This window comes from Proteus vulgaris, assembly GCF_023100685.1.
Taxonomy (GTDB): domain Bacteria; phylum Pseudomonadota; class Gammaproteobacteria; order Enterobacterales; family Enterobacteriaceae; genus Proteus.
Window position 1 is genome coordinate 3,905,264 of the sequence record NZ_CP090064.1, and the last position, 24,127, is coordinate 3,929,390.

A 24,127-nucleotide genomic window follows, 5' to 3' on the forward strand; every position below is an offset into this window, starting at 1 on the left:
TTTAATACTTTAAGAGAACGATATTATGTCAACTAGCCCAACAGGGAATGCGAATACTGAAGATGCAAGCTCAATTCAAAATATTGATGACTATTTTCAAAACCCCGTAAAAAACCAAAGCGAGGCTTTAAAGAAAGCCTTAGAGGCATTAAAAATGGATACGTCTAATGCTGCGGCATTAGCAGATTATCAGGCCAAACTTGCGGAATATAATATAACGCGAAATGCTCAATCAACATCCATTAAAGTCGTAAAAGATCTTGCCATGAGCATTATTGGTAATATGCGCTAACCTTTTATTTATGGAGTACCTATGGCAATTACGCCCATCACATCTATTAATTTATCCACTTTATCTGATACATCTGATGAATTAAGCCACAATACATTGGCGTCCATAACGACAAAAAGTATTGCGGATAGTTTGCGATATGAACAACAGATACAAGAAAAACTTTCTACACTCAGTCAATTGACGGATGTTCAAAGTTATACCCAACTTCAAACAACGCTCAATGATTACACCATTACGATGAATCTCGCCAGCACATTGGTCAGAAAATCATTAAATGTTGTCGAAACATTATTAAAGGCACAATAGTAATGAGAGCTAAGTCTTTATTATGCGCGCTATTATTTTGTCTATTTCCATTGCTTTCGGGTTGTAAAGACCAATCACTTTTGACGGGCCTTAATCAACGCCAAACAACACAAGTACAGGCGGTATTGCAAAAACATCACATTACGACAACCCAAATCGCGCTGGGTAAAGGTTTATTCGATATTACAGTTAAAAAAGAAGATTTTGCCATTGCAGTACAAATTTTAGAACAATATCAACTACCAACCAATGCACGTATTGAAGTGACACAAATATTTCCTTCTGATGCATTGGTATCCTCACCTCAGGCAGAAAAAGCACGGCTGATTTCTGCACTTGAGCAACGCTTGGAACAATCCTTAATCACAATTGACCATATTATTGATGCAAGGGTTCATATCAGTTATCCCCTTTCATTATCAGAACGGGGAACTCCTGCTCCTCATGCCTCTGTGTTAATTTTTTATGAGGAAAATACATTGGATAGTGACCAACTTAGTGAAGATATCCGTGCTTTTATTAACAACGCATTTAGTGATATGAGCATAAATAATATTACTGTGTTACTTTACTCAAGAAATATAAATAAACTCACGAAGCCCAACTTAGTTATTCCCGATGAAAATCATTCAATTTTCTTTCAATATGGCTGGTTAATTGCGCTGATATCAATCAGTATCATTATTATTTCCGTTGTGCTGCTAATAAAGCATCGTCGAGAAAAAACAATATTGCGAGAGGAAAAGCAAAACCATGCTCACTCTTCAGCAATTTGAGCGGATATCTATCGTGATGTATGAACCATTACAATATATCCATCAAGATTATTATCAATTAGTAACACCCAATGACGATCTCATTTGGCAAAAGCTTTCAAACCGTCAACTTATTCAACAATACCATCTCAAAACCGAAATCGATTTTGATCTTGAGAATGATCCTGTAGCAAATAAACTGGTTACGCAATGGTCACACTTGCCTCAATGTGCGCTTTTTTTAGGATATCTTTTCTCATCATCAGCTCTTTTACAGGTTGATAATTACTATCAATTATCCCCTACATTACGTGCATTTCTTTCTCTAAAACCGATTTTATTTGCTGAAGAAAAAATAGATGACATGCTCGGAGAACCTCAACATATCGGCTATCAACTCTTATTAGATTTTATTTCTTCGATATCCAATGCGTTAGCACAACGCTTTGTACTCTGCTTCCCCAAAGAAAAAAAGCGAATTACGTTGCCTGCAAAACTGCATTTATCACATTCTATTTTCCTTTTGGTACTGAATTATGTTGCGATCCCTGCCTGAAACTCTTTTGAGTTATACCTGTGAGGGTGTGCTTATTCGTTCTCGCTATCTACGACAATTAGACAATATTCGTAGAATAGAGCAAATAACACATAAAAAGATAAAGAAACGGCTGATTGAACTTGAGAAAAAACAAGAATTACAATCTGTTGAAAATAAAAAACAGGCTTATGCTGAAGGGTTACAGGTATTATTAGGCGATATCCTGACGCTATGTACACAATATCACACCGAATTATGTCGTCACGAAATACAACAAAGAGAATTAATTGTTCAAGAAATTGCCCACTATTTTCAATCACCACAAATGCAAATAGAACTAACAAAACATCTGATCACCACAGTACCAACAGATACTAAATTAACATTAGAGATCCCGAAAACACTGCGTTCTTATGTGGAAGAATTACTTAATGGCCAAGACGTTGAATTGATCTTTCATAATGAATCTACACTTTCTATCAATTCAGGATCACACGTTGTTTTTTTTGATCCCCCTTTATTCACTCAAGATCTGAAAAAACAGTTCCATCAATACTATTGCGAGAAAAATCATATGCTGTTTTCTCAAGAAGTGAAAATGCGATTATTGGCTTATATACAAGAGTTTGATGAAAACACAGTAGATAAAGGTACTCACGATGAAAATTGATCCTCAATATATTACTCATCAAATTAATAATGCAAAAGCGACATCTCATCGTCCATCATCAGCATTAATGACAAAAAAAGAGGATCCCTTACAAGCCTCTCTTAACCAAGATTTTTATCAACAGTTGCAAAATCTCAATCTTAACAATGCAAAAGATATTCTTCATTTTTTAGTACAGTATGAAGTTAAAAATAGAGATAACCAAACAATTAAAGAAAATCGCCAACGAGCCATCTTAATGTATGCACGTCAACAAAGTGCTTTAGAACACACAGAAAACCAAGATGAAATTAATCAGGCCTTGGTTTCATTTCTCTCTTATCAAGGTTTTTATCATCAGATTACCCTCGAATTATTGGGAATGACAGACAACCAAGATACTTATGAGGGATTTTTCAAACCAGATAGTACATCGTTTTCATTTTGATTATAGGATCTGAGGCCCTGCACCCTTTTCACCTAAAATATCATCAGGATTGCGCAACGGACAATCACTCAATGATAGACAACCACAGCCAATACAGTGGTCAAGCCCGTTACGTAATCGTTTAAGACGACGAATGCGTTCATCTAGTCGCACTTTCCAATCCGTTGATATTTCGTGCCATTGTTCTGCTGTTAATTTACTATTTGGCGGATATTTTCCCAATATTTCTTGAATTTCTTTTAACGGAATTCCCGTACTTTGAGCCGCCTTGATAATTGCCACATAACGCAATACAACCGGTGGGTAACGCCGCTGATTACCTGCACTTCGATAACTCTCAATTAACCCTTTTTCTTCATAAAAATGAAGTGTTGAAATAGCAACACCACTACGTTTTGCCACTTCACCTACTGTAAGTGCTCTATTGAAATCTATTTTCTCTTTTTCCATCTTTTCCTCTTGACCTCAACTTAACTTGAGGTTTTATAGTCCTCTCCTCAAATTAAGTCAAGCCAGTGGGATGCTGGTTTTTGTTTTTTAAGATTGTTGAGGTCAGATGAATGCCAAGTTCAGTTGCACGTATTCTCGAAAGCCATTCTTTATGGTTTATCGCTAGATTACTTATTCTTGTTTTATTTCTTTCTTCTGGCTTTGCCAAAGTCTTTGATTACGAGAATAGTTTGGCGGAAATGCGCGCTGCGGGATTGGAACCTGATTGGTTTTTTAATATTGCCACTGCGATCGTCTTATTTTGTGGCTCACTTTTAGTGCTTTTCGATCGCTATCTATGGCTAGGTGCTGGCGCTTTAGCTGTCTTTTTATTTTTAACTATTGTGATTGTTCATACCTTTTGGGATATGACGGGAGATAAAGCCATGCTGTCGATGTTTTTTGCAATAGAGCATCTAGCCGTTATTGGCGGGTTAATGACCACAGCCATGGCAAGTCATTTCAGAGCGTTATGGAAAAAAGCTAACGCATAAAACCATAAAAAATAGAAAAACAGTCACTATGAGATCAACAATAATATGAATAAGAAACTTACTCTTACTGTATGTGCTTCACTCTTTTTACTCAGTGCAGGAGCTGCGGTTTATGCAACTACGTCATCTGATGAGGATTCATCACAGCAATTTGCTTACCCTCCTACTAAAGTGGCATTAGCAACCGTACAATCATCAAAATTACCAAACAATATGCAAGGTGTTGGGGAATTAGAAGCCGCACGCCAAGTCTATTTAGCCGCTGAAACCAATGGTCGAATTGCTGTGATTAATTTTGATTCAGGACAAACGGTTAAAGCCGGTCAAGTTTTAGCTAAATTAAATGATGAACCTGAACAAGCGGAATTATTGCGTTTACAAGCACAATTAACTAACGCGGATAAACTCTACTCCCGCACAAAACAGCTTTATAGTAAAAATGTCGCAGCCGCTGCGCAATTAGACAGTACATTATCTGAGCGCGATATGATCGCCGCATCCATTCGTGAAGTGAAAGCGCGAATTGCACAGAAAGCAATAAAAGCACCTTTTGATGGCATTGTTGGAATAAAACTTGTTCATGAAGGACAGTATCTCAATGCGGGTGAACGTGTTGCATCTTTAGTCGATGCGAGTCATTTAAAACTGAATTTCTCACTTGATGAGCAAGCTGCTCCCAAAATTTCCGCAAAACAGCCCATCAATATTGAGGTCGATGCTTATCCAGAGATGGTATTTACAGGCTCTATTAATGCCGTCGATCCTCTTATTGGTCCATCTCGTACTGTACAAGTACAAGCTGTTTTACCTAATACCGATAACAAATTAAAAGCGGGCATGTTTGCTCGTGTACAAGTTACTTCTCCAGATAGTCCTATGGTATTAACCGTACCAGAAACGGCAGTTACTTATACTGCCTATGGAGATACCGTGTTTGTAGCGCAATCTGACAATCAAAAAAACCTTATCGCTAAGCGTGTCTCTGTGAAAGTTGGATTGCGCTACAACGGCATGATTGAGATAAAAGAAGGCTTATCCCTTGGTGATCAAATTGTCTCATCTGGCCAAATTAAATTAAGTGATGGCATCTCAATTGAACCTATTGAGCAAGATACATTAACACTAGCTCAATCAGCGACAACAAAACCATAACGGGAGTTAATAATGAAGTTTACCGATATTTTTGTTCGGCGACCTGTTTTGGCATTAGTTGTTAGCACATTGATCCTGTTACTGGGCGCATTTGCGTTCAGTAAACTGCCAGTTCGTCAATACCCTATGTTACAAAACTCAACAATTACGATTGCAACAGATTATCCTGGTGCTTCGTCTGAATTGATGCAGGGATTTGTTACCCAACCAATTACACAAGCGGTTTCCTCTGTTGAGGGAGTTGATTATATTTCTTCATCTTCAGTACAAGGTAAAAGCTTAGTTACCGTCAGAATGGAGTTAAACCGCGATCCAACTCAAGCTTTGACGCAAGTAATGGCGAAGGTAAATCAAGTTCGTTATAAGCTGCCAGAACAAGCTTATGATCCGGTGATCGAACTTTCATCAGGAGAATCTACAGCGGTAGCTTATGTGGGTTTCTCAAGTGAACAGCTTTCTATTCCCGAACTCACAGACTACCTTTCTCGCGTTGTTGAGCCGATGTTTTCATCCATTAATGGCGTTGCTAAAGTGCAAGTATTTGGTGGTCAACAATTGGCCATGCGCTTGTGGTTAGATGCAGACAAACTGGCTGGTCGTAACTTAACGGCAAGCGATGTCGCAAATGCAGTACGCCGTAATAACTATCAAGCTGCCCCAGGTAAAGTAGAAGGCGAGTTTGTAATTGCCAACGTTTATGTCAATACTGACCTCACTAATGTCGAAGAATTTAAAGACATGGTTATCATTAATGATGGCAATAATCTTGTACGTTTGCGTGATGTCGGTACTGTCGAATTAGGTGCTGCGGCCACTGAAACCAGTGGTATTATGAATGGTAAAAAAGCCGTATTTTTAGGTTTATTCCCGACACCAACAGGCAACCCACTCGTGATTGTTGATGGTATTAGAGATCATCTTGTTGATATTCAAAAAACCTTACCCCCTAGTGTCGATGTAGAACTGGCATTTGAAACCTCACGTTTTATCAAAGCCTCTATTAACCAAGTAGTACAAACCTTAATTGAAGCGATTTTAATCGTTATTGCGGTTATTTATCTCTGTTTGGGATCGTTCCGTTCTGTTCTTATTCCTGTACTTGCCATTCCGTTATCGATGCTAGGTGCTGCCGGATTAATGCTTGCCTTTGGCTTTAGTATTAACTTGCTCACCTTGCTAGCAATGGTTTTAGCCATTGGACTTGTCGTAGATGATGCAATAGTCGTTGTTGAAAATGTGCATCGCCATATTGAAGAGGGTTTATCGCCTGTTCAAGCCGCTTTAGTGGGGGCGAGAGAAGTTGCCGGTCCTGTAATTGCCATGACGATCACTTTAGCCGCTGTTTATGCTCCGATTGGTTTAATGGCTGGATTAACAGGCGCATTATTTAAAGAATTTGCCATAACGCTGGCAGGTAGTGTGATTGTATCCGGTATTGTGGCATTAACTTTATCCCCCGTGATGAGCTCATTAATGCTAAAACCAAAAGAAAATGAAGGCAAAATGGCTAAAATGGCTGAGTTTGTTTTCGATAAACTGGCTCATTATTATGGTTACGTGCTTAATTTTTCTTTAGCTAATCGCTGGTTAACCGTTGTTTTTGCCTTAGCCGTGTTTGTCAGCTTACCGTTTTTATATAGCCAGACAAAACAAGAGCTAGCACCTTCAGAAGATCAGGCGAGCGTTTTAACTGCTGTAAAAGCGCCACAACATGCAAACCTTGCCTATGCTGAACGCTTTAATCAGAAGCTTGATGAAATTTATATGAGTCTACCTGAAACAGACAGTACATGGATAATTAACGGTACAGATGGGCCTTCAGCCAGCTTTGGTGGTATTAACTTTGATGGTTGGGATTTACGTGATCGCAACGCAGATCAAATCCAAGCTGATTTACAAAATCGCGTCAACAATGTGGAAGGTACCAGTATTTTTGCTTTCCAATTAGCCTCTCTACCCGGCTCAGTGGGTGGATTACCTGTACAAATGGTGCTACGTAGCCCATTAGGTTACCCCGTTTTGTTTGAAACAATGGAACAAATAAAACAACAAGCAAGAGAAAGCGGTTTATTTGTCGTGGTAGATAGCGATTTAGATTACAACAATCCCGTTGTTCAAGTTGCCATAGATCGAGCTAAAGCCAATAGTTTAGGCATTCGTATGCAAGATATTGGTGAATCACTCTCACTATTAGTGGGTGAACACTATATTAATCGTTTTGGTATGGATGGCCGCTCTTATGATGTGATCCCACAAAGTGTACGTCACCAACGTTTAACGCCTGCAGCTCTTGCGGGGCACTATATTCGTACTCAAGATAATGTTTTGATCCCATTATCAACCGTTGTGAATATTACGACTCAAGTTGAACCCAATAAACTGACACAGTTTAATCAACAAAATGCAGCTATTTTCCAAGCGATCCCCGCACCCGGTGTAACAATGGGGCAAGCGGTCGCTTTTCTTGAAACCGTGGCTAATTCATTACCTGCAGGTTTTAGCCATGATTGGCAATCTGATTCTCGCCAATTTACTCAAGAAGGAAATACGTTAGTCTTTGCTTTTATTGCCGCACTTATCATTATTTACTTAGTGTTAGCTGCACAGTATGAAAGTTTGGTCGATCCTTTGATTATCTTAATTACTGTACCGCTATCAATTTGTGGCGCATTAGTCCCTCTCGCTTTAGGCATGGTAACGCTAAATATCTACACTCAAATTGGTTTAGTCACACTAATAGGGCTTATCAGTAAGCACGGTATTTTAATGGTGGAATTCGCTAATGAATTACAAATTCATAAAAATCTAAACCGTCGAGATGCCATTATTGAAGCAGCAAAAATCCGCTTACGTCCTGTCTTAATGACCACGGCAGCAATGGTTATTGGGCTTATTCCTCTTTTATTTGCCAGTGGTGCTGGGGCGAATAGTCGCTATGGATTAGGGCTGATTATTGTGTCAGGCATGTTAGTCGGCACACTGTTTACTCTGTTTGTGTTACCAACGATGTATAGTTTCTTGGCTCGAAACCATCAAATCAGCGCTCAAACTGAGCGTCAAAAGCAGTTACAGCAAGTCAGTGAGCAATAAAACTAAAAATAACAAAAAGTAATATCGTAAAACCAATCCCCATTGTGAATACAATGGGGATTTTATTTATTAATGGGAATGCTTTGAAAAATAAACACTACCTTGCTACTCTGACGAGCATTAAAATATAAGCTGTAGCTTATCATCCTGTAAATAAGTTATAACTTATATTAGGTGAGCTGTGTGGAATGTATTCTTTACAAATAATTTCGATTCTTGGTTATTAGAACAAAACATCGAGTTACAAGAACGCGTTTTAGCGGCCTTACAGAATTTAGAGGTTTATGGGCCTAGGTTACCAAGGCCATATGCTGATAACATCAAAGGTTCAAAATATCCGAATATGAAAGAGCTTCGAATACAACACACAGGAAAACCTATACGAATATTTTTTGCGTTTGATCCAACTAGAAGAGCCATTGTGCTATGTGCAGGAAATAAAGCTAACAATAAGAAATTTTACCAAACGATGATCCATATAGCGGATCGAGAATTTACCTCATATCTTTTATCAATAAGAGAAGGCAATGAAAACACTTCAACAAGCTATCGCTGAACGTTCTCCTGATAGCCAAGAACGCATAAAAAAAATGGCTGATGAATTGATACTAGAAACAGGGCTGCAAATCTTAAGAGAAGAGTTAAATATTTCGCAAAGAGAACTTGCTACCCATTTAGGAATTTCTCAACCTGCGATTACCCAAATAGAGCAAAGAGGTAACGATCTAAAACTAGCAACATTAAAACGCTATGTTGAAGCTTTAGGCGGTAAACTTAGCTTAACGATTGAATTACCTACTGGTGAAGATCGTGTTTTCCATCTTTAAATTTAAAGAGATAACAAAGAGTAATATCGTAAAACCAATTCCCATTGTGAATACAATGGGAATTTTATTTATTAATGGGAGTTATTTTTTAATAATGAAATACCGTTTGCTAAAGCAAATGCTGTTAATTCTGCAAGTTGTCTAATTTCATATAGTGCTAATGGTGTTCTTTTTTCTCTTATCTCATGCACCATTTCTTCTAAACTTGTTTTGTTTTTTTCATCAGGTGACATATTCATCATTCTTTCAACGAGAAGCATTTCTATCGTTCTTCCAATACCACCAAGACAGTGAACTAAACTATTTGAATTAGCAGACGGCTTTATTTTTTCTTTTATAGAAAAAAGTGTCATTTCTAATTGAGTTGCATCTACTTCAGTATGATCTTTCCAATTAGGAATATGAACAAAATTTATTTTTTGAGTTCCCTGCGAGGAGTTTACTATCTTAGGATAAATTGTATAGTTCAATATATAGTCTTCATCTTTAACGATTATATTTTCTTTAGAGGTCTGACTTTTTACATTTACATCATTATAACTACTGTTACTCTCGAAATATTTTACATTTTTAATTTTATTTTTAATATCATCATCTGATGCAAGAATATAAACAGTCTCAATTTTATTTTCTATTAGAGAATTTAAATAATTAGCCATGTTTTTTACATCATTTTTAGGGTATTGCGAAGCAACCCTTAAAGAGTTATCTTGAGTACCGCTAATTATATTAGCGGGTAGTTTTTCATTATTATATTTTAATATATTTTCATTACATAAATTCATCCCAAACCTAGAATTATCTATTTTTTCATATCGAGAAGATAAATAATTATTTGAAATTAAATTATTAAATAATATCTTACACGTATTTAAAATATTCACTATATCTGGGGCATCACTTTTTAGTTTACTGTTTACAGCCGTTAAAAAATCCGAAGAATTCGCTATGTTACGATTACCTTTCTCATCAAAAATATAAGCTGCCGGTTTTAAGATACTGAATGATTTTGTCTGAATAGGTACTTGTGTACTCAAACCCTGTGTAGTATTTCTTAATTCTCTAGGTGGTAAGTTTGGCGGATTATTCACTTTAACGCCCTTAGGCGGTAAAGCAGGCAGATTATTCACTTTAACGCTCTTAGGCGGTAAAGCAGACAGATTAGCAATACTACTTGGTTGATTATATATTTGTTGAATTTTAGTAGTGTTATTTAATTTAGGAGATCCCCCTATCATCGTTCTTGGTGCTAAATTAGGTGTATGCAACTGTTGGTTGGTGTTCCTAATATGACTAATACTATTATGAGCGACATTCTCTTTCTTAACATACTTCGTTTCTAAATCTCTATTTATTTTCTCAACATTTGGGCGGCTAAAAAAATTTACGATTGAAAACATATTTGACCCTTTTATAATTTACATTTAAATAAAAACCTCCAAATGTTATATTCACTTAAATTTTTAAATATAAAAAAAACATCTTTTTATAGCTAATGTTCATTTTAAGAAATACAAAAAACATAAAAATGCCGATACAGTTTAATAATATATCGGCATTTAAGTTAAAAAGGTAAAATCACTATCTAATTGATGAAGTTAGCTTACATTGTAGAAAATGTATTCATAATTATCCCACCAGAGATAATCAATGCCATCGAGAATATAGCTGGTAAATCTGGTTTTTGTTTATATAAAATCATCGCAACTAACGTCACACCCACAATACCAAAACCACACCACAGTGAATACGCTACACCCACAGGGATATATCCCATTGCACGCGTCAAGGCAAAATAACAAATACAGTAAGCAGCAATAACTAAAACAGAAGGCGCTAATTTACTAAAGCCATTTGTTTTTTTGATCATAGACGTGCCTGTGATTTCAGAACCGATAGACAGCGCCAGCCATAAGAATCCGGTAAACATAATTGTTATCCTTATTTATTTTAATAAACACTTATTTATCAAAAAATAGTTTTATTAAAAAATAGATTTATTAAGAAATAGATTTATTTATTAACTGGCGATGCAGTCTGTTTAATATTAGGAGTTTCAGTTGTTTCTTCTTCCTCTTCTTCTGATCCCATTTTGGAGAAGAGATTCATAATCACAATACCACTGGCAATAACAGCCATACCTATCATTGCCGCAGTATCAGGATGTTGACCATAAAACAACATACCTAAAGAAGAAACCACTAATATACCTGTACCAGACCATGTTGCATAAGCTAAACCAACTGGAATATTTTTCACTGCACGCGATAATGAGTAATAACAAATAACATAAAGAACAACAATTAAGCATAATAATAATGTTTTAGTTGTACCTTCACTATTATCAAACATTTTTAAGGTAGAGGTTGCTGAGGTTTCTGAAATAATAACCGCCAGCATCCAAAGCCATGATTTAGCTTTTGGTGACATAATAAGACTCCTGAGTTATCAGATATAGTTTAATATTAATTTTTTAAGCTTTTTAAATATTCAATAGCAGAATCTGTCAATTTACCTTGTGATAAACAGTATTCTCCAGGCTTATTCATTACTTCATTTAAAGTAATATAGCGATTATTATTTTCTTTTTTGATTTCAGGGTAACATTCAGTTTCTTTATTATGATTATTATCAATCAAGTGAGTTTCTATTTCATTGATGGAATAAAAAGAAACACCTAATAACTTTAATCTATTAATATTTTCCTGAATAAGCAGGTTGTACTCTTTATTTTTATTTAAACCTAAAATCTCATTTAATTCACTTTCTGGTTGGCAAAAATAAGGTAATGCAATGACAGGAATATTTTGAGCAAGTGCAGAATGAATTAGCTTTCCTTCTTCACTTATAAATAACCCGTTAATAATTTCACCCACCAGCTTTTTATCAAAATAAGGAACAAACAGTGCATGGTAAGTCGATAACTGCTGGCAATCGAACTCACTCGCATTATGTATTTCCCCTAGATGACGCCATTTCGACAAATCATGACTGACTTGTGCCTGTGTTGTGACAAAAAGAGAAAATCGAATATCAGAAAAAGTGTTGATACGTTGACAGATTTCATCTTGGTATCCCGGTGCAGGGGTAAGTGCTAACAATACCGACTTTTTCATTCTTTTTTCTATTTCAGCAACAATCCTTTCAATTAACTGATTGTCCATTACGTCACCTCATTGTCTTAGCTGACAATAAATACGCTATCGTTGTTACGAAGCCCAGCAGCATTAGCTTCATCAGTATCTATATGAAACTCAAGGGCAAACTTTTCACTAACACGAACAACGACTTCATCAAAAATCAGGCTACGCTCACCTTCTGTTTTTACATGTACCTTTTGTCCATTGATGACGTTTAACATTCTGGCGTCAATTTCGCTCATATGAATATGGCGTTGTGCGCAAATGACTTGTTCTTTTAATTCAACATGACCCGCTGGCCCCATTAAAACAGCATTGCCAGAACCAACTAAATCACCCGATTCACGTACTGGTGCTTTTATACCTAATGCAAAACAGTCAGCTTTTGAAATTTCTAATTGGCTTTGCGGACGAACTGGTCCTAAAACACGAACTTTACTGATCGAGCCTTTAGATCCCACAACAATCACACACTCTTTTGCTGCAAACTGACCCGGTTGTTTAAGATCTTTAAACGGAGTGAGTTGATAACCTTTGCCAAATAATGCTTCAACATCTTGTTGTGAAAGATGCACATGTCGATTAGAAATACCAACAGGGATTGCCATTCCTTGAGTTCCTCCCGACACCACGCCATGTGCAGGCAAACGAGAGAGGATTTTTCCCATGAGTTGTTGATTAATCATTATTTTTTACCTTTACGGCCTTCTGGTTTGATCTCTTTCTTACTGCTTTGTACTTTGTCTGTTGTAGCTTTAGTTTCAGCAGCAATATTTTGAGCCTGTAAATCTGCAACGGCTTTTGTGGCCTCTAGCTTCTCAACTTCGTTTTTAACCGGGGCTTCAACGATTGTTTCAACGACTGTTTCAAGAGCAATTTCTGGCTTTTTTTCAGTAACAACCGGTGCTTTTTTCTTACTTTTTATGGTTAGTAATTTGGTGATAACACTTGGTTCTGGCCTTGCAATAACTAATGAACCAATCACTAGCTCTTTTTGGCTAACCACATCAACACCATGATCAACCGCAGTCCTTACTGCACTGATCTCGCCTTGAAAACAAATTGATACCAACCCAGATCCTACTTTTCGGTATCCTATAATTTCCACGTTTGCCGCTTTACAAGCCGCATCAGCCGCTTGAATGGCTGCGGTTAATCCTCGTGTTTCAATCACACCTAAACTGTTCATCTTTCTCTCCTACTTAGTGACGGACAAGACGGATATCGAAATCAAATTTCTTAAAGAAGGCTTCTAAACTGTCTAACTCTTCTGGTGTATAACTAGGATCGGTTTTTATTGGGTAGATCATTTCCAATTTTTCGTATTTATTACGCCCAAATTGATGATACGGAAGAATATCAATACGCTGAATATTGCCGCGTTTTGATAGCTCCATCGCGTAATTAATTGCTCCTGTAATTGCATCATAAGAGTCGTTATAACCTCTAACTAATGGCATACGAATAACCACATTGGCACCGAGATCCATTAAACGTTCTAAATTACGACGGACATTTTCATTACCAACGCCAAACAACGCTTTATGCTGAGTAGTATCAATGTGTTTGATATCAATCAGAAATTGATCAACGACTTCCGCTAATTTTTCATAATTCGCCACGTTAGTGGTCGCTTGCGTCTCCACTGCGGTATTGATCATCATCTTTTTACATTCTCGTAAAAGCGCAACCGCGAAATCAGTTTGTAGACTCATTTCACCGCCCCCGATTGTGACACCACCCCCTGAAGAGATGTAAAAGTCATAATCTTGCATGATGATTTTCATTAGTTCAGAAACAGAAACATCTTTTCCCATAATATCAAGAGCATCTGAAATACAGACCTCTTCACATTTACGGCAGCCGATGCAATCAACGCCACGATCAACACGGTGAACTTGCTTACCATTTTCATTGGTTGTCATGTAATGCACACCCGCAGGACAAACATCGACGCATTTACCGCAATCCACACACTTGTCGTGAGAGTACATCACTTGAAATTGACTGCTGAGACCTTCTGGATTGGAACACCAAGGGCAGCGGATATTACAGCCTTTTAAGAAAACGAGAGTACGAATACCATCACCATCATAAATAGAGTATTTTTGGATATTAAATATCCGCCCTCTTATTTCTGCTGCCGTCTCCATCTTTACGCCTCCAAATCTGCATCAAACATCCCTGTTCGATAAATTTAAATCTTGTCTTGTCGATTAAAAGGGATAGCCTGCGCCATCCCTATGGCTGTAATTAGAATTTCTCAATCACAGTACGACTGATAATTTCATCCTGAACTTCTTTACATAATTCAACGAAGTAAGCACTGTAGCCAGCAACACGGACAATTAAGTCACGGTATTTTTCAGGCTCTAATTGCGCTTTTTTCAGTACTTCATTATCGACATAGCTAAATTGCATCTGGCCATTACCTAAAATGGAAGCCGTTCTTAATAAGGTAATTAAACCTTGGCGGCCTTCATTGGTATCTAACAATCCTTTCAGGAATTTGAAGTTATGAACCATTCCGATATTCATGGTTTCAACATTCATTTTACTGATTGATTTAATAATCGCTGTTGGGCCATGTTTATCCGCACCTTGGGTTGGGCTGATACCATCTGATAATGGTTTCCATGCCAAACGACCATTTGGTGTAGCTGCGGTTAATTCGCCAATTGGCGTATTGTTAGAGATAGACAACGTGCCATGACTGAATGTGGAGTAGAGCATCTTATATTTACGACATTCACGCTCAGTCCATTCCGTTATATCCAACGCATATTGGTCAACAACATCATCATCGTTACCAAATTTCGGTGCGTTCAAGCAGTCACGTAATAACTCTTCTTGGCCTTCAAAATTCGCCAATAGACCGTCACGAATTTGTTCTAACGTGTATTTTTTATCTTCATAAACTAATTTACGAATAGCGGCCATTGAGTCCACATAAGTCGCTAAACCGGAGAAGATCAGACCTGGGCCATGGTTCACCATTGCACCACCTGCGGTCACATCTTTACCTTGTTCCATACAGCCTTCAACCAGTAAAGACATTAATGGTTTTGGTGCAATATCACGGTGAACACGTTGGCTGATCACAGTACCAATTGCCGATAAACGAACGATATGCGCTACTTGCTCTTTTACAGCGCGATCGAAATCTTCATAAGTACGCAGGTCACGTAAATCACCTGTATCTAGACCTTGATAGCTATCAAACAGCACCATACGACCGCGGTTTAATACAAACTCAATCGCGATAGGCCATTGGGTATAACCTGTTGATGTCCATTGATAAATACGGCCTGATTTTTGTGGTTCAACACACCCCATCAAGCAGTAGTCACGCGCATCTTCAAAATCGAAGCCTTTACGCAACATCATCTTGATATGAGAATCATCGAAGTGACATGCAGGGAAGCCCATACCGGCTTTAACCACATCAACAATTTTTTCCATGTATTGCTGTGGTGATTGGTTATGAATACGACATGCTAATGATGGTTGATACACTTTTACAAAACGTACAGCATCCATAATTAGGTACGTTAAATCATTACACGCATCGCCACCTGTACGTTTTTGTCCACCGATGGTTAAGTTGATAAATGGTTGATAACCAGCAAAATATTTCGCACCTAACTCACTCGACATCCACATTAATTCAGCACATTTGATGATAAAGGCTTGCATCATTTCCAGTGCTTGCTCACGAGTTAAACGCCCTGATTTGATGTCGTTTTCATACATTGGGAAGCAGTATTGGTCTAAGCGACCTAAAGAAAGACCCGTTTGGTTTTCTTCAACTTCAAACAATGACTCGACTGTCCAAATACTTTGCAAGGCTTCTTGCAGTGTTTTTGGTGGATTTGCGGGTACATTTTCGTTGACTTGAGCAATCGTCAGTAGCTCTTCACGACGTTGAGGATTGCTCTCTTTTGATGCTAATTCACGTGCATGTTCTGCAATGCGATGTGCATAAGCAATCACACCTTCACAGCTTTCAATAGAGGCTTTATAGAAGTAGATACGGTCAATATCAGCTGGATTTTCCATGCTTAATTCAGCTAATTTAGCTTGCGCATCGGCTTTAATACCGTTCATACCTTTGGTGAATAACAGAACGTCATAACCTGGGCAAGTATCGCCACCACCATTGATTTGGTGATAAGAAAGATCACTCACAAAGGTTTCACCACTAAATTCCCACACACCTGCTTCGCGATATTGAGCTTCACAGATCTCATCCAGAGAGCGCCCTTCCCAGAATGGAACAATCTCTTCACGAATAACTTTTTTGTCTTCTTCTGAAATTTGGAATGGATCTTGTGGACGCGTGCTCATAGTATCGAGTTCATCACGAACCCAACGCCATGCGATATCAGGAGAGAAAGCGCCAGCACGCGGTTTTCCACAAGGGTGTCCAACAATCAGCTCTTCATCTTGAATTAAAATAGGTGCGGTTTCACAAGCACGACGGAATGCTTTTGCACGTAGTAAAATCGGTGGTAAACCTGGATTATTACGAGCAATCTCAGTAAATGCTAATGCTCTGTAGATAGAAACGCTTGGACGTGCTTCTAAATAACGGTTACGTAAACGTTGTAAGCGAGGTGTTAAACCTTCCATCACTTTGAATTCGCTCGCGTCTGCCGTTGGTGCAACAACACTTGCTGAAGGTGCAGCATATTGTGGCTGTGAATTCATACGACCGTTGTATAAACGCACTTGCAGTGAACTGTGTAATGTTGACAAATTCGCGCGCGCTGATAGCAACATTTCTGATAATTCGTTGATGCTTACTCGGGGATCGTTAATATCAACACCCTGAGTCATGGCATCAAACATTGGATAGCCATCAACTTCTTTGGTCGCACGTACTTCGGAAAGCTCTGCTAATTTCAGCCAAACACTTTCAACGATTTCATAAGCCTGTGCTTGTGTTAAACGACCTTGGTCGAGATCACGTTGATAGAATGGATAAAGTGCTTTATCAAATCCCATTGGATTGATGGCATAACTGCCATTTTCCAGATGTAAGACTAATTGCAGTAAATAGAAAACTTGAACTGCTTCTTTAAAGGTTTCTGCTGGTTTTGCTGGTACTTTTCGTAATACCGCAGCGCTATCTAATAATTCTGCTTTACGGTATGGGTTACCTTCCATTGCAGCTAAATTCTCTGCTTTTGCAGATAGAATTTGTGCAAAATATAGCGCTGCATCACATGCATAAATAGCTGATTTACAGTAATTAGCTTCATCCATACTGCTACGATTTACGGCACTACCAATGCTTCTAATTCTGTCTTCAAGCTGAGCTTTAATTGCTAAGAAACCTTGGTTTACCACCAGCATGTAATCAGGTGATGCAACGCTATTGTTAATACTTAAGAAACGGTAGATAGAGTCGCTACGCACTTCTTCTTCAGTGTGGAAAATCGCGCCACGTGGTGTTGATGATTGACTGCCGATAATCAATTCATCTTGTGCAATGTAGCTTGGAAAATGACGAATAAATTCATAAAAACGTTGCGCAGGTTTAATCGCTTGGGGCACACCTGCAATGCTGTTGTCTAATGAATCAAAAATGGTTGCACGCTCTGTGCTGATGGAGCTATTACGTGAAACTAAACGTTCTGCCAGCATTTTTACGCGTGGCGTCAAAGAATATTTGCCCATGTGAGGCTCTCCTGATGTTCTTTACTTGACCTAATCGGTATTAATTCGGTTGAGCATTAACTGTGTGATACACCGGCAAATGCCTGACGATACAATGTTTCTAATTGGTGTGTGTTTACGTCACGCGGATTTGTCGGCGTACAGCTATCTCGTAAAGCCTGTCCGACCATTTCCGTTAAACGGGCATAAAAGTCCGCTTCACTGACACCGGTATCGCGAATACTCTTCGGCATACCCATTTCATCTTTCAATACATTAATAGCGACGATTAAACTGGTGACCCCTTCTCTTACCGTATTAGCCGGAAGTCCTAGGCTTTGAGCAAGATAGGCGTAACGCTTGGCTGCTTCGCTATTACAATCACCATGAAAATTCGCATTAAAAGCAATAACATGCGTCATCAATAACGCATTTGCTCTACCGTGAGGAACGTGAAATACACCGCCTAATGCGTGAGCAAGACTGTGTGTAATACCCAGCGAGGCGTTAGTAAATGCCATTCCTGCAATGCAAGATGCGTTATGCATTTTTTCACGGGCAAGTAAGTTGTCACCTTGATGATGGCAATCAATAAGATGGCTAAACACTAACTTGACGGCTTTCTCTGCCATTGCATCAGAAAAATCAGAAGCAGCTTTAGAAACATATGCTTCTAGTGCATGGCAAAGCACATCCATTCCCGTATCAGCAGTAATTGCTGGCGGTACAGACTTCACCAACTCAGGATCGAGAATGGCGACATCAGGCAACATAAACTCATCAACCAAGACCAATTTTTCACTGCGTGACTTAATCACTGAAAATGAGGTCACTTCCGAACCTGTACCACTGGTGGTTGGGATCGCAATAAATTGTGGTTTTGTTCTGTTGCTCTCTTTACGGGTATGCCAGAGGGAGTACATAACGGCTTTCGCGGCATCAATCACCGACCCACCACCGAGTGCGATAACCAAATCTGGATAATGGGCATCCATGATTTTCATACCACTCACAATGGCTGAAATATCAGGATCTGACGCAACATCATCGTAAACTTGGAACTCGATACCCCGTTGCAATAATTTATCGGTAACTTTATTTGCAAAGCCAAACTTCACCATTGCTTTATCTGTCACCACAAATGCGCGGCGGGCAGTTAACCCAGAGAGAAAATTCAGTGCATTGGTGCCAAACTGAATTTTGGGTTTTATCAGAAACTCACTCATGTCGTTATTACTCCTTACTGTCCCGATAAACCTTCTCAACAATGGCAACCACTGACATCGCTTTGTAACGTTCTTTGTTCAGTGCAAAGTATTCTTCAGCCAACACAACATCGTTGATACCTGCACCTACACTATCCACTGCCACATAAGTTTTGTTTTTCAGTGGCTTAAGCTCATCATCTAAAGTGGCAATCATTAATAAATTGCTGCCTTTAAGTTCTGGGCTTTTTTGTGTCGCTACTACGTGTCCGATTACCTTTGCGAGGATCATGGTTTATATCGCCTTATATCAATGAGTTACTTACTCAGACGTCCGAGAACTTCCTTGATAATGCGTTCCACGTTTTCTTCAGTAATATCACCTTGTTCAATCACTTGTTGCGCGCAAGCACTTACCGTTGTTGCATAAGGAGACGCACCAAAGCGATCATCACCTTCAGTTTGACGTTGTGCAGTTGCACACTCAGCATGAACAGGCGTTAAAGAAGGTGAACGAAAACGATCATCATCAAGAATGCTGGTCTGGTGATTTGCACTGGAAACAGAGCAAGCAGAAACAGCAGGTTGAGCAGCTTCTTGTGCTAAAGGACAAGGTTGTTTTAACTCTTCGACGGTACGCACGCCATAACCCACTTTACGAATATTCAGTAAATTCATTGGGCCGACATTGTCAGAGCTAGAACCGCCACCTACAGCCCCACAGCCTAAGGTTAACGCTGGAGTAATATTAGTGGTTGCACCGATGCCACCTAATGCCGCTGGGGTATTAATCAGAATACGGTTAACCGGTTTTTCTAGAGAAAACTGACGAATAACATCTTCATTTTTGGTATGAATAACTAAGGTATGACCTAAGCCTTCATTAGTCAGTAATTGCACCACACGATCGCACGCTGATTTCCAATCTTCTTCGATATACATCCCTAAGATTGGGCATAGTTTTTCGCGTGAATACGGATTTTTAGGTGAAACGGTATCTTGTAATGCGATTAATACACGCGTATTTGCTGGCACACTAAAACCTGCACGCTGACTTAAATAAATCGCATCTTTACCCACAACGGCTGGGTTAATTGTGCCGTTAGCACGCAGCAACATTGAAGCCACTTTGGTTGCTTCTTCGTCATTCATAAAGTAAGCACCTTGCGCTAATAGCTCACGGTGAACTTCGTTATAAATACAACGTTCAACGATAATGGATTGCTCTGATGCACAGATAACGCCATTGTCGAATGTTTTACTGGTGATGATATCGCTCACTGCTTTTTTGATATCTGCACTGCGTTCAATAAAGGCAGGGCCATTACCTGGGCCACCACTGATGGTTGGCGTACCTGATGCATAAGCAGCACGCACCATACCTTCGCCACCAGTAGCTAAAATTAATGACACATCTTTGCTGTGCATTAATTCTTTTGTCGCTTCCAGTGTCAGTAATGTCACACCATCAACAATACCTGCTGGTGCTCCAGCCTCTAAAGCGGCTTTTTTAACAATTTCTAACGCACGGAAACTGCACTGTTTTGCATTTGGATGCGGAGAGAAAATAATCGCATTACCCGCTTTCAGTGCAATTAGGGTTTTATAGATAATGGTTGATGTTGGGTTAGTTGAAGGCACTAACGCCGTGATAACACCTAAAGGCACGCCAACATCCATGACTTTTTTCACTTTATCGTCATTGATAATGCCAACGGTCTTCATGTCTTTCATATGTTCATACACACGCAATGACGCGAAGGTATTTTTCAGAACTTTGTCTTCCCACTTACCAAAGCCTGTCTCTTCGTTTGCCATTTTTGCCAGCTCTTCTGCGTGACGAGCTGCTTCAAACGCAATGTGTTTTACGATACTGTCGATTTTTTCCTGCGAAAATTTAGCATAAACAAGTTGTGCATTTTTCGCGTTACGAACTAGCTCACGAGCCAGTTGTCTGGATTGCAAATCTTTATCTAATGCAACCATGTCTTCCCCCATACAGGAGTTAAAAAATTTAGCTGAATAACTTATTTCTTTGCTTTACAGCACGCCTGAATAATTAGGCTTTATGCTGTTGTGCGATTTTCTCGATATCGTTATGCGGTCTTGCAATAACACGAGAAGTCACCACGGTGCCGATACGTTTTGCCGCTTCAACACCTGACTCAACCGCTGCATTTACTGCACCGACATCGCCTTTCACCATTGCTGTCACTAAACCTGAACCGACGTTTTCATAACCAATCAGTTCAACATTGGCTGCTTTGCACATTGCATCAGCAGCTTCAATGCAAGCGACAAGACCTTTGGTTTCAACTAGACCTAGTGCTTCTTTCATATTTATTTCCTTCGTTATTCAGTCACTTTGTACTGGGCAACGATTTTTTGAATATCGTTATGTGGACGAGCGATGACTAATGAAGTCACAACAGTACCAACACGTTGAGCAGCTTCTAAGCCAGATTCCACAGCGGCTTTAACGGCACCGACATCACCTTTCACCATTGCAGTCACTAAACCTGAACCCACATTTTCGTAGCCGATTAACTCAACATTTGCCGCTTTACACATCGCGTCTGCAGCTTCAATACAAGCCACCAGCCCTTGAGTTTCAATAAGTCCTAATGCATCACCCATACGTTCTCCTAAGGCAAAAACTATGCCTTGTGTTTGATAACAATCTTGTTGATGTCATTGTGAGGACGAGCAATCACGAGCGATGTAACAACTTCACCCACGCGTTGTGCTGACTCCACACCTGAATCCACAGCAGCTTTCACTGCGCCTACGTCGCCTTTCACCATCGCAGTCACGAGACCTGAACCCACATTTTCATAGCCAATAAGTTCAACGTTCGCGGCTTTACACATAGCGTCAGCGGCTTCAATACATGCCACCAGACCTTTGGTTTCAATCAGACCTAATGCATCACCCATTTTCATTTCCTCCGAGAAGCCGTTTAACGGTTTACGTTTGCCCATTGTGTCTGCGTGGTGATTTTTTAAACGCAGACTTTGGTTTCAAAATCACTATAACGCGCAAAAAACAAAACAAAATATAAATCCACAATGGTGATACATATAGAATTTAACTCTGATATTTAGTGTTTTTTATCTCTCTATTTATTTAACCATGCTGTTTATTTACTTTTTTCATCGTTATAAATTTATTAGCCCCCACAAAAAATAGATTAAAAAACAGACAAATAAACTTTGTTAGGAGGATGTTTAAAAGGTGCAAAAAGCCAGTACATATCGATGGGAAAGATGTGCGGAATATCACTGATAATTCAACGTAAGATCAATAATTGAAAAAGGCTAAATCAAGTCTATATACAAATCGTGCTATTTTTTTATTGATAATGTATTTATTTAATCTAAACCCTTACAACAGGTATAAAAAAGTGGAAAGGGTCACGTTTTATCTAATACCTATACACGAGGCCTACACGAATAATAAAATGAGAAAAGTAGCGTTTACTGGAAAGGCACAAACCTACGACTAAGCATTTATGCTTGTTTAAGGAAAGTTTTCAGTCTGTACAACAAAGGAAGGTAAAAGAGGGAAAGTAATCACACAATAACAGTGAATATACGAAAAAGAATGGAGCGTAATAAATTAGCTCTTAGAATACAGAAAAGGTGGAAACAGATGTACCACCTTATAATAAAAACAAGATCAGATAATTAGGATCAGTTAATCAAATTTACTACCTGGTTTTAAGGTACAAATATAGAGAGGTGAATTAAGCGAACTTAATAGTAAGGTTTTCTCATTAAGCTTTTGTGCATTAATAAATAACCCATCATGACTATCTGACATTTCGCGCATAAAATAATCAAAAATAACATCTGGGGATTCATCAATTGATGATGCACTAGCATCCCATTGGCTAACAAAATAGTGACGTTCTGTCGGTGAAACACGCTTGGTCGTATAATCAAATTTCACATAACGTTGTAAATACAACCATCCTGGTTTTGAGGTGGTATAGCCTTCAACAACAATCGATCCTTTACCATTGGCACCAAATGAAAAATGAATATTACCATTTACATTTTCATCTTCCATATTTTCAAAACGCATAATGCCTTTGGTTGAGCAAACCATGACACCTTCATTTTTAATCGTTAATAATCTTGTTGCTGCATAAGTGGCGACCAAGATAAAAATCAGGGCCGATAAAAAACATAAAAGTTTCCCTGAGATTTTCATTAGTATTTCCAAGAATAGTAAAAGTAATTATCGCAATAACTAAATGGGTTATCTTCGTTCTTTGCACAATGTGCTAAAAATACCCGCCCTAATCCATTTGTTTGTAATTTATCACCATAAAAGAAAACAAATCGCTCACCTTTTACACACTGTAAATTAAGCTTCTTTCTTACCGCATCAAAATTGCGAACATAATTATCACTTACCGCAGTATTAATCATGGCTTCATTAGAAAGTAATTCACAATCATTGTGTGTTAATGGTGTTAGTGAAATTGGCTTTGATTGATGTTGGTTAAAAAAGATGATCACAGCAAGAAATACCGCACCGAATAAAAAACCAATGCTGGCTAAATACCAACAAATTTCTGTTTTTTGTTTTTTTTGTGTTACTTCTGTTTGTGTTATATTTAATGGAGTTTGATCGGCAACTGAAGATAAAGACGTTGTTTCCTCTGCTGTTTTATTTTCATCTTCAGCTAAAGAAAGCGCTTTTTCATTTATTTGAGTTAAAGGCAATAGCGTTGAGTCATCAATTAACTCAACAGAAATATCTGGATTAAACTCTAATCGTCCTTTCGCAATGGTAACAATGATATTTTCAATACCATAATGGCGAAATGTCTTTCGTAATAAACTCAAATATTGGTTTAAATTACTGTTTGATGAAACTAACCCATTATCATCCCAAACACGTTTTAATACTTCATCGCGATTAACTACTCCAGGGTGCTGAATAAAATAAAAAAGTAACGCATTTGCGGTAATAGAAAGATGTGTATCAACACTGTCTTTTTCTAATGATATCGCGCCATCCGTTGCGTCGTAATAAATTAAGGCATTTATTTTGTATTTCATTGTGCC

Annotated in this window: 28 protein-coding genes; 11 read left to right on the top strand and 17 right to left on the bottom strand. The window is 38.5% G+C overall.

What is annotated here, in order from left to right; genetic code table 11:
* The first annotated feature begins 25 nt into the window (after positions 1-25).
* Genes sctF through LW139_RS18530 form a run of 6 tightly spaced genes read left to right on the top strand, consistent with a single transcriptional unit; the run spans position 26 to position 2,991 of the window.
* Positions 26-292 (top strand): type III secretion system needle filament subunit SctF, encoded by a 267-nt coding sequence (sctF, locus tag LW139_RS18505; protein WP_109408410.1) that lies wholly within the window; start codon positions 26-28, stop codon positions 290-292.
* Between the two features lie 21 nt (positions 293-313).
* Positions 314-601, top strand: coding sequence for a type III secretion system inner rod subunit SctI (sctI, locus tag LW139_RS18510; protein ID WP_247850364.1), 288 nt, complete (start codon positions 314-316; stop codon positions 599-601).
* Between the two features lie 2 nt (positions 602-603).
* Entirely contained in the window at positions 604-1,377 is a 774-nt protein-coding gene (sctJ, locus tag LW139_RS18515; protein ID WP_166539919.1) for a type III secretion system inner membrane ring lipoprotein SctJ, read from the top strand.
* Positions 1,355-1,912, top strand: a complete 558-nt coding sequence (locus LW139_RS18520) for a type III secretion protein (protein WP_247850365.1) — start codon at positions 1,355-1,357, stop codon at positions 1,910-1,912. The genes sctJ and LW139_RS18520 overlap by 23 nt, the downstream gene beginning before the upstream one ends.
* Positions 1,893-2,564, top strand: coding sequence for a type III secretion protein (locus LW139_RS18525; RefSeq protein WP_166539917.1), 672 nt, complete (start codon positions 1,893-1,895; stop codon positions 2,562-2,564). Before LW139_RS18520 ends, LW139_RS18525 begins: the two co-directional genes overlap by 20 nt.
* The gene (locus LW139_RS18530) at positions 2,554-2,991 is read left to right on the top strand and encodes a hypothetical protein (RefSeq protein ID WP_166539916.1); all 438 of its coding nucleotides are present in this window, start codon (positions 2,554-2,556) and stop codon (positions 2,989-2,991) included. The genes LW139_RS18525 and LW139_RS18530 overlap by 11 nt, the downstream gene beginning before the upstream one ends.
* On the opposite strand, the gene soxR is transcribed toward LW139_RS18530, so the two are convergent.
* On the bottom strand, positions 2,992-3,441 hold the full coding sequence (gene soxR / locus LW139_RS18535) for a redox-sensitive transcriptional activator SoxR (protein WP_088494455.1): 450 nt from the start codon (positions 3,439-3,441) through the stop codon (positions 2,992-2,994).
* 110 nt (positions 3,442-3,551) lie between these two features.
* Between soxR and LW139_RS18540 the strand changes: the two genes are divergently transcribed.
* The 5 genes from LW139_RS18540 to LW139_RS18560 all read left to right on the top strand — a co-directional run bounded on the left by LW139_RS18540 (position 3,552) and on the right by LW139_RS18560 (position 9,043).
* Positions 3,552-3,974 (top strand): DoxX family protein, encoded by a 423-nt coding sequence (locus LW139_RS18540; protein ID WP_166539915.1) that lies wholly within the window; start codon positions 3,552-3,554, stop codon positions 3,972-3,974.
* Between the two features lie 45 nt (positions 3,975-4,019).
* Positions 4,020-5,126, top strand: a complete 1,107-nt coding sequence (locus LW139_RS18545; RefSeq protein WP_166539914.1) for an efflux RND transporter periplasmic adaptor subunit — start codon at positions 4,020-4,022, stop codon at positions 5,124-5,126.
* Between the two features lie 12 nt (positions 5,127-5,138).
* Positions 5,139-8,216 carry a MexW/MexI family multidrug efflux RND transporter permease subunit gene (locus LW139_RS18550; RefSeq protein WP_247850366.1) on the top strand — a complete coding sequence of 1,026 codons (3,078 nt, stop codon included), beginning with the start codon at positions 5,139-5,141 and terminating at the stop codon, positions 8,214-8,216.
* A gap of 181 nt (positions 8,217-8,397) precedes the next feature.
* Entirely contained in the window at positions 8,398-8,772 is a 375-nt protein-coding gene (locus LW139_RS18555) for a type II toxin-antitoxin system RelE/ParE family toxin (protein ID WP_247850367.1), read from the top strand.
* Positions 8,744-9,043 carry a helix-turn-helix domain-containing protein gene (locus tag LW139_RS18560; RefSeq protein ID WP_166539911.1) on the top strand — a complete coding sequence of 100 codons (300 nt, stop codon included), beginning with the start codon at positions 8,744-8,746 and terminating at the stop codon, positions 9,041-9,043. The genes LW139_RS18555 and LW139_RS18560 overlap by 29 nt, the downstream gene beginning before the upstream one ends.
* A 71-nt stretch (positions 9,044-9,114) precedes the next feature.
* Here LW139_RS18560 and LW139_RS18565 read toward each other — a convergent pair whose 3' ends face one another.
* The 16 genes from LW139_RS18565 to LW139_RS18640 form a co-directional block, all read right to left on the bottom strand.
* A complete protein-coding gene (locus LW139_RS18565; RefSeq protein ID WP_247850368.1) occupies positions 9,115-10,443 on the bottom strand; it encodes a protein-tyrosine phosphatase family protein in 1,329 nt (442 codons plus the stop codon).
* Positions 10,444-10,646: 203 nt separating this feature from the next.
* On the bottom strand, positions 10,647-10,973 hold the full coding sequence (locus tag LW139_RS18570; RefSeq protein WP_004245856.1) for a DMT family transporter: 327 nt from the start codon (positions 10,971-10,973) through the stop codon (positions 10,647-10,649).
* 83 nt (positions 10,974-11,056) lie between these two features.
* A complete protein-coding gene (locus LW139_RS18575; RefSeq protein ID WP_166539909.1) occupies positions 11,057-11,473 on the bottom strand; it encodes a DMT family transporter in 417 nt (138 codons plus the stop codon).
* 35 nt (positions 11,474-11,508) lie between these two features.
* On the bottom strand, positions 11,509-12,207 hold the full coding sequence (locus LW139_RS18580) for a hypothetical protein (RefSeq protein WP_247850369.1): 699 nt from the start codon (positions 12,205-12,207) through the stop codon (positions 11,509-11,511).
* 17 nt (positions 12,208-12,224) lie between these two features.
* Positions 12,225-12,869 carry a phosphate propanoyltransferase gene (locus LW139_RS18585; RefSeq protein ID WP_247850370.1) on the bottom strand — a complete coding sequence of 215 codons (645 nt, stop codon included), beginning with the start codon at positions 12,867-12,869 and terminating at the stop codon, positions 12,225-12,227.
* The gene (locus LW139_RS18590; protein WP_166539906.1) at positions 12,869-13,372 is read right to left on the bottom strand and encodes a BMC domain-containing protein; all 504 of its coding nucleotides are present in this window, start codon (positions 13,370-13,372) and stop codon (positions 12,869-12,871) included. The genes LW139_RS18585 and LW139_RS18590 overlap by 1 nt, the downstream gene beginning before the upstream one ends.
* A gap of 13 nt (positions 13,373-13,385) precedes the next feature.
* Positions 13,386-14,336 (bottom strand): choline TMA-lyase-activating enzyme, encoded by a 951-nt coding sequence (gene cutD, locus LW139_RS18595; protein ID WP_109408425.1) that lies wholly within the window; start codon positions 14,334-14,336, stop codon positions 13,386-13,388.
* 100 nt (positions 14,337-14,436) lie between these two features.
* Entirely contained in the window at positions 14,437-17,865 is a 3,429-nt protein-coding gene (gene cutC / locus LW139_RS18600) for a choline trimethylamine-lyase (protein WP_166539905.1), read from the bottom strand.
* 56 nt (positions 17,866-17,921) lie between these two features.
* Positions 17,922-19,070: a 1-propanol dehydrogenase PduQ gene (locus LW139_RS18605; RefSeq protein ID WP_166539904.1), complete on the bottom strand. Its 1,149-nt coding sequence runs from the start codon at positions 19,068-19,070 to the stop codon at positions 17,922-17,924.
* Between the two features lie 7 nt (positions 19,071-19,077).
* Entirely contained in the window at positions 19,078-19,341 is a 264-nt protein-coding gene (locus LW139_RS18610; protein WP_036934514.1) for a EutN/CcmL family microcompartment protein, read from the bottom strand.
* A 26-nt stretch (positions 19,342-19,367) separates the two neighbouring features.
* Complete coding sequence (locus LW139_RS18615; RefSeq protein ID WP_109408428.1) at positions 19,368-21,035, bottom strand: acetaldehyde dehydrogenase (acetylating); 1,668 nt, start codon at positions 21,033-21,035, stop codon at positions 19,368-19,370.
* A gap of 73 nt (positions 21,036-21,108) precedes the next feature.
* On the bottom strand, positions 21,109-21,387 hold the full coding sequence (locus LW139_RS18620) for a BMC domain-containing protein (RefSeq protein ID WP_006536328.1): 279 nt from the start codon (positions 21,385-21,387) through the stop codon (positions 21,109-21,111).
* A gap of 14 nt (positions 21,388-21,401) precedes the next feature.
* A complete protein-coding gene (locus LW139_RS18625) occupies positions 21,402-21,686 on the bottom strand; it encodes a BMC domain-containing protein (protein WP_006536329.1) in 285 nt (94 codons plus the stop codon).
* 20 nt (positions 21,687-21,706) lie between these two features.
* Positions 21,707-21,985 (bottom strand): BMC domain-containing protein, encoded by a 279-nt coding sequence (locus tag LW139_RS18630; protein WP_004249182.1) that lies wholly within the window; start codon positions 21,983-21,985, stop codon positions 21,707-21,709.
* Between the two features lie 760 nt (positions 21,986-22,745).
* The gene (locus LW139_RS18635; RefSeq protein ID WP_166539902.1) at positions 22,746-23,264 is read right to left on the bottom strand and encodes a FidL-like protein; all 519 of its coding nucleotides are present in this window, start codon (positions 23,262-23,264) and stop codon (positions 22,746-22,748) included.
* Entirely contained in the window at positions 23,264-24,121 is an 858-nt protein-coding gene (locus LW139_RS18640) for a transcriptional regulator (RefSeq protein WP_166539901.1), read from the bottom strand. Before LW139_RS18640 ends, LW139_RS18635 begins: the two co-directional genes overlap by 1 nt.
* Positions 24,122-24,127: the final 6 nt, after the last annotated feature.

Excerpts from the sequence above, each read along its gene's own strand:
- sctF (WP_109408410.1), top strand. The coding sequence starts at position 26 with ATGTCAACTAGCCCAACAGGGAATGCGAATACTGAAGATGCAAGCTCA.
- sctI (WP_247850364.1), top strand. The coding sequence starts at position 314 with ATGGCAATTACGCCCATCACATCTATTAATTTATCCACTTTATCTGAT.
- sctJ (WP_166539919.1), top strand. The coding sequence starts at position 604 with ATGAGAGCTAAGTCTTTATTATGCGCGCTATTATTTTGTCTATTTCCA.
- LW139_RS18520 (WP_247850365.1), top strand. The coding sequence starts at position 1,355 with ATGCTCACTCTTCAGCAATTTGAGCGGATATCTATCGTGATGTATGAA.
- LW139_RS18525 (WP_166539917.1), top strand. The coding sequence starts at position 1,893 with ATGTTGCGATCCCTGCCTGAAACTCTTTTGAGTTATACCTGTGAGGGT.
- LW139_RS18530 (WP_166539916.1), top strand. The coding sequence starts at position 2,554 with ATGAAAATTGATCCTCAATATATTACTCATCAAATTAATAATGCAAAA.
- soxR (WP_088494455.1), bottom strand. The coding sequence starts at position 3,441 with ATGGAAAAAGAGAAAATAGATTTCAATAGAGCACTTACAGTAGGTGAA.
- LW139_RS18540 (WP_166539915.1), top strand. The coding sequence starts at position 3,552 with ATGCCAAGTTCAGTTGCACGTATTCTCGAAAGCCATTCTTTATGGTTT.
- LW139_RS18545 (WP_166539914.1), top strand. The coding sequence starts at position 4,020 with ATGAATAAGAAACTTACTCTTACTGTATGTGCTTCACTCTTTTTACTC.
- LW139_RS18550 (WP_247850366.1), top strand. The coding sequence starts at position 5,139 with ATGAAGTTTACCGATATTTTTGTTCGGCGACCTGTTTTGGCATTAGTT.
- LW139_RS18560 (WP_166539911.1), top strand. The coding sequence starts at position 8,744 with ATGAAAACACTTCAACAAGCTATCGCTGAACGTTCTCCTGATAGCCAA.
- LW139_RS18565 (WP_247850368.1), bottom strand. The coding sequence starts at position 10,443 with ATGTTTTCAATCGTAAATTTTTTTAGCCGCCCAAATGTTGAGAAAATA.
- LW139_RS18570 (WP_004245856.1), bottom strand. The coding sequence starts at position 10,973 with ATGTTTACCGGATTCTTATGGCTGGCGCTGTCTATCGGTTCTGAAATC.
- LW139_RS18575 (WP_166539909.1), bottom strand. The coding sequence starts at position 11,473 with ATGTCACCAAAAGCTAAATCATGGCTTTGGATGCTGGCGGTTATTATT.
- LW139_RS18580 (WP_247850369.1), bottom strand. The coding sequence starts at position 12,207 with ATGGACAATCAGTTAATTGAAAGGATTGTTGCTGAAATAGAAAAAAGA.
- LW139_RS18585 (WP_247850370.1), bottom strand. The coding sequence starts at position 12,869 with ATGATTAATCAACAACTCATGGGAAAAATCCTCTCTCGTTTGCCTGCA.
- LW139_RS18590 (WP_166539906.1), bottom strand. The coding sequence starts at position 13,372 with ATGAACAGTTTAGGTGTGATTGAAACACGAGGATTAACCGCAGCCATT.
- cutD (WP_109408425.1), bottom strand. The coding sequence starts at position 14,336 with ATGGAGACGGCAGCAGAAATAAGAGGGCGGATATTTAATATCCAAAAA.
- cutC (WP_166539905.1), bottom strand. The coding sequence starts at position 17,865 with ATGGGCAAATATTCTTTGACGCCACGCGTAAAAATGCTGGCAGAACGT.
- LW139_RS18605 (WP_166539904.1), bottom strand. The coding sequence starts at position 19,070 with ATGAGTGAGTTTCTGATAAAACCCAAAATTCAGTTTGGCACCAATGCA.
- LW139_RS18610 (WP_036934514.1), bottom strand. The coding sequence starts at position 19,341 with ATGATCCTCGCAAAGGTAATCGGACACGTAGTAGCGACACAAAAAAGC.
- LW139_RS18615 (WP_109408428.1), bottom strand. The coding sequence starts at position 21,035 with ATGGTTGCATTAGATAAAGATTTGCAATCCAGACAACTGGCTCGTGAG.
- LW139_RS18620 (WP_006536328.1), bottom strand. The coding sequence starts at position 21,387 with ATGAAAGAAGCACTAGGTCTAGTTGAAACCAAAGGTCTTGTCGCTTGC.
- LW139_RS18625 (WP_006536329.1), bottom strand. The coding sequence starts at position 21,686 with ATGGGTGATGCATTAGGACTTATTGAAACTCAAGGGCTGGTGGCTTGT.
- LW139_RS18630 (WP_004249182.1), bottom strand. The coding sequence starts at position 21,985 with ATGGGTGATGCATTAGGTCTGATTGAAACCAAAGGTCTGGTGGCATGT.
- LW139_RS18635 (WP_166539902.1), bottom strand. The coding sequence starts at position 23,264 with ATGAAAATCTCAGGGAAACTTTTATGTTTTTTATCGGCCCTGATTTTT.
- LW139_RS18640 (WP_166539901.1), bottom strand. The coding sequence starts at position 24,121 with ATGAAATACAAAATAAATGCCTTAATTTATTACGACGCAACGGATGGC.